12 protein-coding genes and 3 tRNA genes are annotated in these 11,858 nt (G+C 47.4%); 12 read left to right on the top strand and 3 right to left on the bottom strand.

All coding sequences use genetic code 11. From position 1 onward, the window contains the following. Positions 1-44 precede the first annotated feature (44 nt). The 3 genes from M3200_RS02655 to M3200_RS02645 all read right to left on the bottom strand — a co-directional run bounded on the left by M3200_RS02655 (position 45) and on the right by M3200_RS02645 (position 394). Positions 45-120, bottom strand: a tRNA-Thr gene (locus tag M3200_RS02655). A gap of 122 nt (positions 121-242) precedes the next feature. Then, positions 243-316, bottom strand: a tRNA-Gly gene (locus M3200_RS02650). 1 nt (position 317) lies between these two features. Continuing rightward, positions 318-394, bottom strand: a tRNA-Pro gene (locus M3200_RS02645). Between the two features lie 131 nt (positions 395-525). Between M3200_RS02645 and M3200_RS02640 the strand changes: the two genes are divergently transcribed. The 12 genes from M3200_RS02640 to M3200_RS02585 form a co-directional block, all read left to right on the top strand. Further along, positions 526-1,611, top strand: coding sequence for a hypothetical protein (locus tag M3200_RS02640; protein ID WP_022381991.1), 1,086 nt, complete (start codon positions 526-528; stop codon positions 1,609-1,611). A 46-nt stretch (positions 1,612-1,657) separates the two neighbouring features. After that, positions 1,658-1,849 carry a hypothetical protein gene (locus M3200_RS02635; RefSeq protein WP_288178094.1) on the top strand — a complete coding sequence of 64 codons (192 nt, stop codon included), beginning with the start codon at positions 1,658-1,660 and terminating at the stop codon, positions 1,847-1,849. A 116-nt stretch (positions 1,850-1,965) separates the two neighbouring features. Next, positions 1,966-2,655 (top strand): hypothetical protein, encoded by a 690-nt coding sequence (locus M3200_RS02630; RefSeq protein ID WP_022381989.1) that lies wholly within the window; start codon positions 1,966-1,968, stop codon positions 2,653-2,655. A gap of 168 nt (positions 2,656-2,823) precedes the next feature. Beyond that, a complete protein-coding gene (gene scfA / locus M3200_RS02625) occupies positions 2,824-2,994 on the top strand; it encodes a six-cysteine ranthipeptide SCIFF (RefSeq protein WP_022381988.1) in 171 nt (56 codons plus the stop codon). A gap of 134 nt (positions 2,995-3,128) precedes the next feature. Further along, a complete protein-coding gene (gene scfB / locus M3200_RS02620) occupies positions 3,129-4,571 on the top strand; it encodes a thioether cross-link-forming SCIFF peptide maturase (RefSeq protein ID WP_022381987.1) in 1,443 nt (480 codons plus the stop codon). Between the two features lie 215 nt (positions 4,572-4,786). Next, positions 4,787-5,233 carry a hypothetical protein gene (locus tag M3200_RS02615; protein ID WP_022381986.1) on the top strand — a complete coding sequence of 149 codons (447 nt, stop codon included), beginning with the start codon at positions 4,787-4,789 and terminating at the stop codon, positions 5,231-5,233. Positions 5,234-5,248: 15 nt separating this feature from the next. Then, positions 5,249-6,421, top strand: a complete 1,173-nt coding sequence (locus tag M3200_RS02610; RefSeq protein ID WP_022381985.1) for a hypothetical protein — start codon at positions 5,249-5,251, stop codon at positions 6,419-6,421. Further along, positions 6,414-8,075, top strand: a complete 1,662-nt coding sequence (locus M3200_RS02605; protein WP_022381984.1) for an LPS-assembly protein LptD — start codon at positions 6,414-6,416, stop codon at positions 8,073-8,075. Before M3200_RS02610 ends, M3200_RS02605 begins: the two co-directional genes overlap by 8 nt. A gap of 70 nt (positions 8,076-8,145) precedes the next feature. Beyond that, positions 8,146-9,531, top strand: a complete 1,386-nt coding sequence (locus tag M3200_RS02600) for a phosphoglucose isomerase-related protein (RefSeq protein ID WP_022381983.1) — start codon at positions 8,146-8,148, stop codon at positions 9,529-9,531. 14 nt (positions 9,532-9,545) lie between these two features. Continuing rightward, positions 9,546-10,100 (top strand): hypothetical protein, encoded by a 555-nt coding sequence (locus tag M3200_RS02595; RefSeq protein WP_108849859.1) that lies wholly within the window; start codon positions 9,546-9,548, stop codon positions 10,098-10,100. Positions 10,101-10,174: 74 nt separating this feature from the next. Next, complete coding sequence (locus tag M3200_RS02590) at positions 10,175-11,407, top strand: type II secretion system protein GspD (RefSeq protein WP_108850897.1); 1,233 nt, start codon at positions 10,175-10,177, stop codon at positions 11,405-11,407. Positions 11,408-11,483: 76 nt separating this feature from the next. Next, on the top strand, positions 11,484-11,858 hold a 375-nt coding region (locus M3200_RS02585), incomplete at its 3' end, for an ATP-binding cassette domain-containing protein (RefSeq protein ID WP_288178093.1).

The raw sequence follows: 11,858 nt of genomic DNA, 5'->3' as shown, positions 1-11,858 counted from the left end.
TGTGGCAAAATAATTAACCATTTTGTCACAGCCCCTTTGTTTCATGGAGCCGGCAACAAGATTTGAACTTGCGACCTACGCATTACGAATGCGCCGCTCTACCAGCTGAGCTATACCGGCATCAATAATTGAACAAATATAATTTTACAGATAAAGTGCATATTTGTCAATATGTAAAAGGTTTCAATTGAAACAGTAAAAAGGGAAATAAAAAAGCCGCTGAAACTCAGCGGCTTTTGTTGTGGAGCGGGTGAAGGGAATCGAACCCTCGTAACCAGCTTGGAAGGCTGGCGCTCTACCATTGAGCTACACCCGCATGGTCGGAGCAGCAGGATTTGAACCTGCGACCCCTTGGTCCCGAACCAAGTGCGCTACCAAACTGCGCTATGCCCCGTCAACGTTGATTATTGTAACAGATGAAGTTATGTATGTCAATGGATTTTCTAGAAAATAAAATAGTTTTTTACAAAGTCTTTTCCTTAGGCCCGGATGGCTGTGATAATATAGGAAAAGGAGGATATCCATATGGAAGAGTATACAGAAAAGCAAGTGCTGGAGCAAGTGGAGAAGGATCCTTCAGGCGGGGTCTTTTCTCCTGAAAGCATATATATGAGAAAAGACCTTCTTGCGAAGGATACGGGACGCTCATTGGAGGATATAACAGCATCCTGTCTTCTTGCGCATAGCGAAATCCTGAAAGACGGCAGCCTTCTAGCCTTACCAGGGACCACCACAGTTAAGAGCAAAAGCGCATCGGGCGGGGCAAACAGGAATGTGGACCAGATCATCAGGCAGGGATACTTCTATCATAAGCATGTCATTGGGAGGGAAATCACGATTTCCTTCCCGGAAGAGAGGAAGGAGACCTTTGCTTTTGCAGCGGCAGATGATGACGGGAAGATGGCATCACTTTTTTACATGATGCCAGCACCGGGCAAAGAGGGGATGCTTGCCGGAATCCTTAATGTGCATGCGATGCTTTTGGCGGTAAGGAAAAAAGGCGTGCATGAGCTCATTCCGGAAATTCCATCTGATGCAGGCATCTCGGCTGTCATTCTGCTGCATGCAGGAGCTGGAGATACTTCCAGGGAGTGCCGCATGCTGGCCATAAAACTTGGTATATCCATTCTCCGCCTGTATCATGGCATTTATGCAGTTCCTATAAGCTCATCCCTTGCAATCGAAGGACAGTATACAAAGGACGGCCTCCTCTCAATGATCGAAAAGGACAGCAATGAGCCATGGTCACTCTTCCAGAAGGAATATATCAATCATGGGGGCGTTACAGCTGATACGGGAGAGCCCTGCGTGAAGGTTCTCTCTGAATGGCTTCTTGCAAGAAGGGAAATCTGGCTTACTGTGCCGCAGGGGCGGTATCGTCTTCTTGAAGGCAGCAGGATGGAGTATGAATCAAAAAGCAATGCTCTGCAGATGATCAGGCGGCAGAAAGTCCTTCCTCCTTTTGGGGAAGTGCTTTCTTCAGGCATCGTATTTCTGGGAACAAGGGTGCAGCAGGTGGGCTGTCCGTCTCTTCTTCTTGAAACGAAGCTGAATTCACCCAAGGGAAGCTGCCATCTGATCCGTGCGCTGGAAGACGGCAGATCCATCTGATGTGCTTCTCAGGTGCGTATTAAGAGCTTTTACGCATATTTTATCTGTGGACACAGGAAAGCTTGTCAGAGATCTTCATCTCGAAGGCAGTGCAGTGCTCGAAGCAAAAATCCTGGTACCAAAGGGTAGTTCTCAGGAAGACCTCTTCCTCCGCGATCTCCCTTATGTGGAGCAGCTGATGAATGGTATGGGCGTCGGCCTTGCGTTTCTCGAGGAAGGGTATCAGGCCGTGCTTTAATAAATTGGATGAAACTTTTGCCATAGCGTAAAAAATCATCTATAATAAAGAACAATAATCAAGGCGGAATTCCGAAAGCGGTTATCCGGCATAGAGTATAAGGAGATACAATATTCATGGGTTTTTTCGATCATAAGCATGAAAAGGAAAGTCCAATCGGAAATCTGAGGGCGCATATCGGAACCTTCATGTATTTCGTGAAGGTGGGCAAATCCAAATTCAAAAACAAGGGCAGAGTTGGAGAAATTTTTGCTGATATGGACAATACACAGTATCTTTTCCAGCAGGCTACATCTGGAACGATGTACGATATGAAAAAAAAACTGGATTATGCTTTGTGGGATGCAGCTGTCCATAAATATACAGAAGACCTCGGCGAGCTCAAGAAGGAGCTTTTAAAAGCTGTCGATGAAGGCGCCGAAACAGATACAGATGTCTTTGAAGAAAAAGAGGAAGAGGTCGTCGAGCAGCCTGTCCAGGAAGAGGAAGAAGGCGACTGGAAGGCCCATATAAAGGGACAGATGGAAGAAGCGGAAGAAAAAGCCCGTCAGGAAGCCGAACGAAAGCGCCACGAAGAATCCACTCCTGCGTCGAATAAGTCCGATGACGATGAACATATGACGGAAGCGGACTGCCGCGAGCTTTGGAGAATCATCCAGGGACTTGAAAGAGAGTTCAGGGAAATGAACGAAATCGCTGAAGACTGGTTCTCCGTTCATGGGAAAAAGGACGGCTGCCTGGGCGCTCTTGCTGCACTGGCGCTGATTCCGGCTGCTGCCTTTTATGGTATTTTCCATATTTTCTAAAGTATTTGCTTTTTATCGAAAGAAAATATCAGAGACGAACGAAATAAGATTTTTGTACGTTCCTTGTAAAATTTTCCATACGACCTAAGGAAATGTACATGGAAACTTGTCATTTCCCTCTCCAGTATGGTATGATTAATGCAAGAAAGCATTCAGGGAGGTGACGTCATGTCCAGACATATCGTTACAATCAATCAGTCTTCTCTGCAGAACTCCATTAAATTTGAAGGATGCAGCGAATGCCAGACTTCCTGCCAGTCCGCTTGCAAGACAAGCTGCACTATCGGAAATCTGATCTGCACGGAACAGGAAGAGGCTGTAGAAGCCAAGAGAGCGTAAGCTTTTTGAGCACGGCCAAGCCCCCGGCAAGCGCCGGGGGTTTTTAAATTCCCGTACCATAGAAGGATATGCCTGATCAGGACGGAGGAATCCGTTCTTTGAGTTTTCTAAAAAGGATAAAGGAGAAATTTTTCATGGATTATAATGTAAAGCCCATGATTCATCGTTTTCGTCAGAATAATATGAACATCGTCATGGATGTAAACAGCGGCATTGTTCATGTTGTCGATGATGTGACATATAAAGTTCTGGAATACTATAATGGAACGAACCGCCAGATGGTTCTTGCCAATATGGGCAGCGAATATGAAGAAAGTGAACTCAATGAGGTCATGGATGATCTTGACGAGCTGATCAAGAAGGAAGTTCTCTTTGCTCCGATGGACCCGAATTATAAAATGGCGATTGAAGACCGTCCGATCATTAAGGCTCTCTGCATCAATATCGCTCATGACTGCAACCTCCGCTGCAAGTACTGCTTTGCCGGCCAGGGTGGATACGGCCAGTGGCGCATGCTGATGAGCTTTGATGTAGCCAGAAGAGCTGTCGATTTCCTGATTGCCCACAGCGGTCCGAGAGAACACTGCGAACTTGATTTCTTCGGCGGCGAACCGCTGATGAACTGGCATGTCGTACAGCAGACTGTAGACTATGTCCATAACCAGGAAAAGAAGCATCATAAGAAGATCAAGATGTCTCTTACAACAAACGGCATGCTGCTTGATGAAGAAAAGACCAAGTACCTTACCGATAATCATATCAGCCTGATTCTTTCCCTCGATGGAAGAAAAGAAATGCATGACCGCATGAGACCTGACGTCAATAATGAAGGCACTTATGACCAGATCGTCAAGAATCTGCAGTACTGCATCGCTCACAGAAACGGCGAAGAATACTATGTACGCGGCACTTTCACCAGACATAACCTTGATTTCACAACCGACGTGGAAGATATGCTCGATCATGGATTCCCAGCTGTTTCCATGGAACCGGTTGTAGGCGATGACAGCGCTGAATATTCCATCAAGGAATCCGATCTTCCGAGAGTCAAGGAAGAATACGACCGCCTCGCACAGCTCTTCATCCAGCGTGAAGAAGAAGGAAGACCTTTCTTCTTCTTCCACTTCAATATGGATCTCTGGAAAGGCCCGTGCCTGCCGAAGAGACTCAGAGGATGCGGAGCAGGCCACGAATATCTGGCCGTCGTCCCGAATGGCGATATTTACCCATGCCACCAGTTCGTAGGCCGTGAAGGCTATGTGGTCGGCAATGTATATGAAGGCCTGAAGAACATGAAGATGATGCATGATTTCCGTATGAATCATGTATTCAGCAAGCCGGAATGCGTTGACTGCTGGGCCAAGTTCTTCTGCTCCGGCGGATGCCATGCCAACAATGAAGCATATGCAGGAGATATTCACAAGCCGTACCAGATCACCTGCGAGATTCAGAAGAAGCGCGTGGAATGCGCAATGATGATCCAGGCATACAACAGCCTGCGCAAGCCGAAAGTCATGGCGCAGCCAGGAACAAGAGCTGCAAAGGCAGCTGCAGCCGCTCTCAGAAAAGAAGGCTGAGACGCGGAAATGACCGTATAAACCGGATTAAAAGAGGGTTTCTGTTTGCACAGAACCCTCTTTTAATTTATAATAATTATTAAGTGTAATATATTCTGGAGTATTAGTTCATGCTGGTGATTTTCTGTTGATTTATAGCAGTGGCGCGAATGATTCAGCATGGCGTTTGGAATCAAATTGCTATCAGAAAAGTTTTCAAAAAGGAGGAATTTCTTATGAGAATGAAAAGATTGGCAGTATGCGCTCTTGCATCGGCAATGCTGTTTGCAGGTTCTGTAACAAATATATCCGCATTCAATCTCGGAAGCATTCTTGGCGGTGTCGTCAAGGTAGGCGGTATCGGCTTCCTCGTTGACAAGTATGGTGAATCCATCAATAGTGCCATCAACTCCGTCATGATGAAAGAAGGAGCAGGCACGAATTATGCTACGAAAGTTGTTCCGATCGTAAGTATCGGGAACAGCGGCTATATCGGTGCAGCCCAGGTTATCGGCGATGCTGATCAGGTTGCAAAGGTAGAAGCAGTAGGACAGCTTGAAATCAGCTGGAACGACAAGCTGTTCAGAATCAAGGGGCTCATTCCAATGGACAGCAAGAACCCTACTTCGTTCAGCCGTGTTCAGGGCGTTGGCGTTTCCGCTGTCATTGATGTCAGAGTATAACGGGGGAATTGACTTATGAAAAAAACAGCTGTACTGGCGGCAGGAATCGCACTGATTCTTTCCGGCACGGCATTGGCGGCAGAACCGGTCACTTTATCAGACAGAATTGACCGCGTTGATGAAGTCATTTATGGAAGTGTGCAGACAGGATCCCTGATCGGACGTCTGGACAATGCAGATAATGTCATTTACGGCAATGGAAATACAACGGCAAGCGGTCTTGATGACAGAATTGCCAACCTGTATACCGACGTCGTCAAGGGAAGCACAGATACGGCTCCGTCCATGTCTACCAGAATCAATGCAATGGAATATTACCTGACAGATGAAATCAAGAAGGGATCTCTTGAAAAGCGCGTCGGCGAGCTTGAAACAAAGGTATATGGCCAGGAACGCAAGGGAGCTCTCGATCAGAGAATAGCCGATCTTGAAAAAGCCGTGTACGGCGACCAGCATGTGGAAATGAGAGATGTGGATCTTCCGGCCAATACTGTTTTCAAGATTTCCCTGAATGATGATGTCAACAGCAAGGTAAATAAAGTAGGCGACCCAGTGACATTTACCGTGCAGGAAGATGTCAAGGTCGGTGATGTTCTTGTCCTTCCGAGAGGTTCCCAGGGGAGCGGCCAGGTCACCAAGGTAACGAGACCGAAGAGCTTTGGCAGGAGCGGATCTCTTGATATTTCCTTTGATCAGGTATTTTCAATCGATGATGAGGAAATCCCAACGGTACTCGGACCTGAGGCAAAAGACAAGCTTAAGATGGAAGCTGCTGCAGTCGGTGCTTCTGCCATAGGCGCACTGGCACTGGGACCGATCGGGCTTGTCGGAGGCTTCTTTGTTAAAGGGAAAGACGTTGATCTTCCTGCTGGGACAGAGCTTTACATCCAGACGCAGGAAACGGTTACGACCAAGGGTCTTGTTCTGACAAACGGAGCTCCGTCTGAAACATTAAGAAAGCACGTTTCGAGCACAGCTGTTGCCGGAGAGAAGACGGAAAGCACAAAAACGGCTGAAACTTCAGCAGCAGCTGCAAGTGCAGAAACATCAGCTGTAAAGGAAACAGAAAGAACAGCGCAGGAAACAGTTCAGAACACAAATTCAAATACAAAGGAAACTGCGGAAAAAGCTGCAACATCAGCAAAAGATGAACCAAGCGCATCCGTAGTGATCGTGAGAAATGACTAATAAACGAACTTATGCTTTACTGCTTGCAGCCATACTTGCAGGAATGGCAGTTCCTGCAGCAGCTGAGGATGCAGAAGATGCCGCATCCAGCCAGGCTGATGCAGCGGCAGCTGACAAACTTCAGGATAATATGATGACAGACCTGCCGCCGGTAGACCGCGCAGGCACCATAGCTCTGGCGGATGAAGGGATTTTGTACCCTCCGTCTTCCGGAAGCTCGATCATCAGGGATACTACTGCGAAAAAAGCAGAAGAAAAGCCCAAGACAAAAATGAAAATGAAAGACGGGAAGCCGGTTCAGGACACGGGAATTTCAAAAGAGAACCCGATGTATGTGACGGCTGACTATATGCGCTATAACGATACGACCGGTGATGTCGATGCACTCGGCAAAGTCGATATCAGGCACATGATGGATACGTACCAGACAGAGTATCTCTACGGAAACATGATCACGAAGAAGTATGTCATTCCGGGAGAACTTACCTGGACGAATCCTCAGACGAACCTCAAGGCCCAGCGCGGCGAATATGACGCTGAAAAGGGCATCGGCAAGTTCGAAGGCCTTACCGGCTGGCAGCAGGGGACGTATTACTACCAGGGCTCTGATGGCATCTATGACAGAAATGCCAATAAGATGATCGTCAACAATGGGTACTTCACCACGCGCCACGCCGTTGCAAAAGTGCCGGATTATCGTATTGAAGCAGATTCCATTGATATCTATCCGGGCGATCATTATACGGCTCATGAAGTGAAGCTGATGGCGAAGAATACCATCCTTCTTACCTTGTCCAGCTATACCGGATCCCTTAAGGATAATTCGGGAGAAATCGGACTCTGGTCATTGATTCCAAGGCCTGTTTTCGACAGCGACAACGGCATGGGCCTTCACAATTCGCTCGTTATTCCGATCAATGAGGATCCTGATTCTACTGTTTACATGGAAAACCGCTGGTATACGAAATCCGGATACAAGCCGGATATCGGTATCAAGTACCGCGTTCCTGTCGGAACCTTCCGCCTCCATTATGCGGAAGAGGAAAGTACGACGAATGATGACGGCGGCATCTGGGTCAAGAAAAAACCATCACTTGAATTTGATACAAACCATTTCTACCTGTTCAAGTCAAGGTTCTATGTAGGAGCCAGCGGCGAAATAGGAAAATGGGATGAAGAGCGCAATGGCCGTGATGTTGACGGGAACTACAAAGGATATGAACTTTATATTTCCGGCGATCCATGGCACTTAGGAAAGTTCATGAACTTTGGCTGGAAAGCCGGCTATGCCAAGGATTACTACGGCTACAGCAATAATATTCGCAGGAATTCCTACTACTCAATGGGACTTTCCGGCCATTATAAGATTTTTGACGGCTGGATCGGTTACACAGACCGTGATCTGAAGGGATATACTCCGTATTACTACGATTTTTACAGCAGCGAGAAGCCTGTTGATGCAGGATTCCGTATTCAGGCGACAAGCATGGATGCGTTCAGCCTTTCCTGGTCTGTTGATACCGTCAATGGCATCCTGAATCACAGGTACTGGACATACTACAGGGATATGCATTCCTTCTATGCCTGGATCCGTTATGATGACATTGAAAAAGAAACAAAGTTCATGATTATGCCAAAAGACTTCAAATTCTGACATTTTCGGCAGGTCAATTGGGGGATTGGACCGGAAATCGTCTTTCTGATAAGTGGTTGGGGGATTTTCTATGTGTTTGACAATTCAAGACGCATTGTCGCTTGATATTGATTACTTGTATGGCCAGAGCTGGAGTGTCAGGGAAGATGACCTGAAAGCTCATGAAGAGCAGATCAATCGCGCTGCCAAAGAGGTAAGCGAAATCCGCAGGAATGGAAAGGGGCCGGATGGAAGCCATGTCTTCTTTCCGCACCTCCCTTATTTATACGAAGAAAATCTGCTGATCGGCGATGACGAAAAACAGCGGATCAAAACTCTTTCCGAAAAGGCGAAAGAGATGGACGCTGTCGTATCCATCGGGATTGGTGGTTCCTACCTGGGCAACCAGGTGCTGTTTGATCTTTTCTGCGGCCCTTACTGGAACATGAAGAGCAAGGAAGAAAGGCATGGGTTTCCAGCCGTATTCTTTGCCGGGCAGAATGTAGATCCGGTCAGCCTTTTGAAACTGACGGAAGAACTGAAGAGAAGAAGCGGGGAAAAAGATAATTATAAAGTGACGCTTCTTGTGATTTCCAAGTCAGGGACGACGATTGAACCGACAACAGCCTTTCATGTGCTGATGAAAGAACTTTCCGGTTTCTGTGATGTATCTGTCATTGCAGTGACTGATGCAGAAAAGGGAGAACTTCACCGCCTTGCTTTGGAAAACAACTGGGATACGTTTACGGTTCCTGAGGGCATCGGCGGAAGGTTCAGTATATTCTCTCCGGTCGGTCTTGTTTTTGGAAGTCTGATCGGGCTTGATACCGAAGAATTCCTTCGCGGCGCAAGGACTGTCGAAGAATTCTGCCAGTCAGAGAAATGGGATGAGAATCCGGCGCTGCTTCTGGCATCTTTAAAATATATCGGAACCAGCGAGTACGGGCTTGTTTCCGAAGTGATCATGCCATATGGAGATGCACTCCGCTCCCTGGGCTGGTGGTATGCGCAGCTTCTTGGCGAATCTCTTGGCAAGAAGTACAACAACGACGGGCAGATCGTGCATGCAGGAAGGACACCTGTCGCGGCCGTTGGAACGACGGATATGCATTCACTGACGCAGGAACATCAGCAGGGAAAGAAGAACAAGCTTTTCCAGTTCATTTCTGTTGACAGCCCTTCTCTGGATACAAAAGCATACTGCATGGAAGGGGAAAGTGAAGGTTTTGTACAGATGAGCCGGATGCTGACAGCAGCGATGAAGTCCAATGCAGAAGCGCTGGCATCCGAGCAGCGTATGAGCTGCCGTATTTCTGTCAGCCGGATGACGCCTTATCATCTGGGCGCTCTCATGTATTTCTTCTTTTTGACAATTGCTTATGAAGGCTCCCTGCTTCAAATCAATGCGTTTGATCAGCCGGGTGTTGAAGCGTATAAGAAAATACTTCATCAGTATTTAAGGAGTTTCTTGCAGTAATACAGGGTATTGCTATGGCTGTAAAAAATAAATGGGCAATTCTTTTTGCAGGTATTGCGGGTATTCTTTCTGTCTGGGGATACTGGGGCGGAGGGACCGCAGCAGGCCTGCTTCCTGAAAAGGACAAGAATATCGAGGTTTCTTCCGCCAGTGGAGAGGCCTCTGATGGATTCTCCGAGGGAAGAATGGACGGCGGAAGCCGCAAAGTCTATGATGCCGCGCTTCACCGGCGTGAAGGACCGATGAAGGATCCCTTCCATGTGGCCGGAATTGAGGCGGTCGCTGCAGAGGCAGCATCGGCAGCAGGAAAGACTCATGCAGCGCCTTTGGGGAATACAGCACCTTCAGTGAAGACTGATTCTGAATCAATTAAACAAACTCCGCTTTTGCCGGAATTAAAGGGAATCATCTATTTTGGCGAAGAAAAACGGGCAATTGCTGAACTTGGCGGAGTCGTTAAGACACTCAAAGAAGGAGAACAGATTGGAATATGGACGGTTTCCTCCATTCGAGAAAAGACGGTAAGCTTCTCAAGCGCCTCTGGAACGTTGGAAGTAAGCGCTCGCTAGTGAAAACGATGAGCGCTGCTTTTTGCTGTCTGGTCCTGCTTTCTCTGCCGCTTCCTTCAAGTGCTGACAGCGGGATGGATAAGGCGGCAGCCTCTGAAAAGACGCTTTCCCTTCATGTCAATAAGGCACCGTGTACTGAAATTTTGCGATCCCTTGCGGAAATGACAGGAAAGAATATCGTATTTTCCGGAACGATTACAGAAACTGTTACAGCCGATCTTGACAAGGTAACGCCGGAAGAAGCGATTTCCTCTATTCTTGCCTCCTGCGGCCTTGCCGGGAGGACAGAAGGAAGCACCCTCATTGTCTTCAACAGCAAGATGGAAAAGAATGCAGGCGTCATGATGCGCCCGTTCCGGTTATCCTATGCTGATGCCAGGGAAGTAGCTGAAGGTATGAAGGCAGTGGCAGGCGATCACGTGACATATAATAAATCTGCCAATACGGTGATCGTGAAAGGGACTCCTTTTGAGCTGATGCAGGCCGAAAGTTTGATCCGTGAGCTCGATGTTCCTGAAAAGCAGGTCAAGGTAGAAGCGGAAGTCGTAGCCGTCAATAAGACGTACGCCAAAGAGCTTGGCATCGACTGGGACTTCAAGAGTCTGACGGGAAGCGCTTCTTATGACAGGACGAGCTGGACAGAGCAGCATTATGTCACAGATTCTTCAGGCAATGTCCTTTATGATAGTGATGGCAACCCAAGAATCCGCAATGTAGAGCATGACGGATGGGATGTAAGCACACCGGAAGGCTATGCAGGAATCTCATACGGGAAATCCCTCTCAGGGCATCCCTATACATTTTTCTTCCAGGCAAAGCTGAATGCGCTGATTTCTGAAGGAAAGGCAAAGGTCCTTGCCAAACCGAATGTCGTCACGATGAATGGCAGGAAGGCAGAAATATTGATCGGAAGCAAGATTCCTGTCATTGTCGAGCATTTGGAAAACGGCGTTCAGACGACAGCGACTGAATATAAGGATGCAGGCATCAAATTGACTTATACTCCGCTGATCAGCCGGAAAAACGAAATAACCGCTGACGTGAACGCAGAAGTTTCAACACCTTACCTTGTTCCTGAAATGAGGGCATACAGGATCATTACGCGCTCAGCCAATACGATGGTCAGGCTGAAGTCAGGCGACATGATTACGATCGGCGGACTCATTGACAAGGAGGAGTCGCGTACCTTCAGGAAGGTGCCGATTTTGGGAGATATCCCGATTCTGGGAAAACTTTTCCAGAGCCGAGGAAAGTCGATCGACGAATCGGAAATCGTTATTATGATCCGGGCTGAAATTCTTGAGTAACATTATTGATTCGAAATGGGCGGCTTCTGGGGACAGATCCGCTCATATTTCTTGATTTTTCATCAGAGGCAGGGAAATGGCAACTTTAAAAATTAACGGATTATCAAAAGCATTCGGAATAAATACGGTATTTGAAAATGTAACATTTGATGTAAAATCAGGAGAAAGAATCGGACTTGTCGGCGCTAACGGGGCAGGAAAGACCACCCTTTTAAAATGCATCATGGGAACGGAAGAGTATGACAAGGGGTCAGTCAAAGCAAGCGATGGAGCCATCATCGGCTATCTCCGCCAGGATTTTGACTATGACAGCCATACGATCCGCGAAGAGATGGAACATGCATGGAAGGATGTCCTTTACTATAAAGATAAGATTGCTGAATATGCAAAACTGCTGGAAGAGGGAAATCCTGATGAAGCGCTGATTGAGCGGTACGGGAAACTGGAAGAG

The sequence above is a fragment of the Dialister sp. CAG:357 genome (assembly GCF_000435155.1).
GTDB lineage: Bacteria > Bacillota > Negativicutes > Veillonellales > Dialisteraceae > Dialister > Dialister hominis.
This window is presented reverse-complemented; position numbering and strand designations above follow the sequence as displayed.

What these genes read in the sequence shown, in the direction of transcription:
- M3200_RS02600 (WP_022381983.1), top strand. Translation starts at nt 8,146, where the DNA reads ATGTGTTTGACAATTCAAGACGCATTGTCGCTTGATATTGATTACTTG.
- scfA (WP_022381988.1), top strand. Translation starts at nt 2,824, where the DNA reads ATGTCCAGACATATCGTTACAATCAATCAGTCTTCTCTGCAGAACTCC.
- scfB (WP_022381987.1), top strand. Translation starts at nt 3,129, where the DNA reads ATGGATTATAATGTAAAGCCCATGATTCATCGTTTTCGTCAGAATAAT.
- M3200_RS02590 (WP_108850897.1), top strand. Translation starts at nt 10,175, where the DNA reads ATGGATAAGGCGGCAGCCTCTGAAAAGACGCTTTCCCTTCATGTCAAT.
- M3200_RS02595 (WP_108849859.1), top strand. Translation starts at nt 9,546, where the DNA reads ATGGCTGTAAAAAATAAATGGGCAATTCTTTTTGCAGGTATTGCGGGT.
- M3200_RS02640 (WP_022381991.1), top strand. Translation starts at nt 526, where the DNA reads ATGGAAGAGTATACAGAAAAGCAAGTGCTGGAGCAAGTGGAGAAGGAT.
- M3200_RS02630 (WP_022381989.1), top strand. Translation starts at nt 1,966, where the DNA reads ATGGGTTTTTTCGATCATAAGCATGAAAAGGAAAGTCCAATCGGAAAT.
- M3200_RS02610 (WP_022381985.1), top strand. Translation starts at nt 5,249, where the DNA reads ATGAAAAAAACAGCTGTACTGGCGGCAGGAATCGCACTGATTCTTTCC.
- M3200_RS02605 (WP_022381984.1), top strand. Translation starts at nt 6,414, where the DNA reads ATGACTAATAAACGAACTTATGCTTTACTGCTTGCAGCCATACTTGCA.
- M3200_RS02615 (WP_022381986.1), top strand. Translation starts at nt 4,787, where the DNA reads ATGAGAATGAAAAGATTGGCAGTATGCGCTCTTGCATCGGCAATGCTG.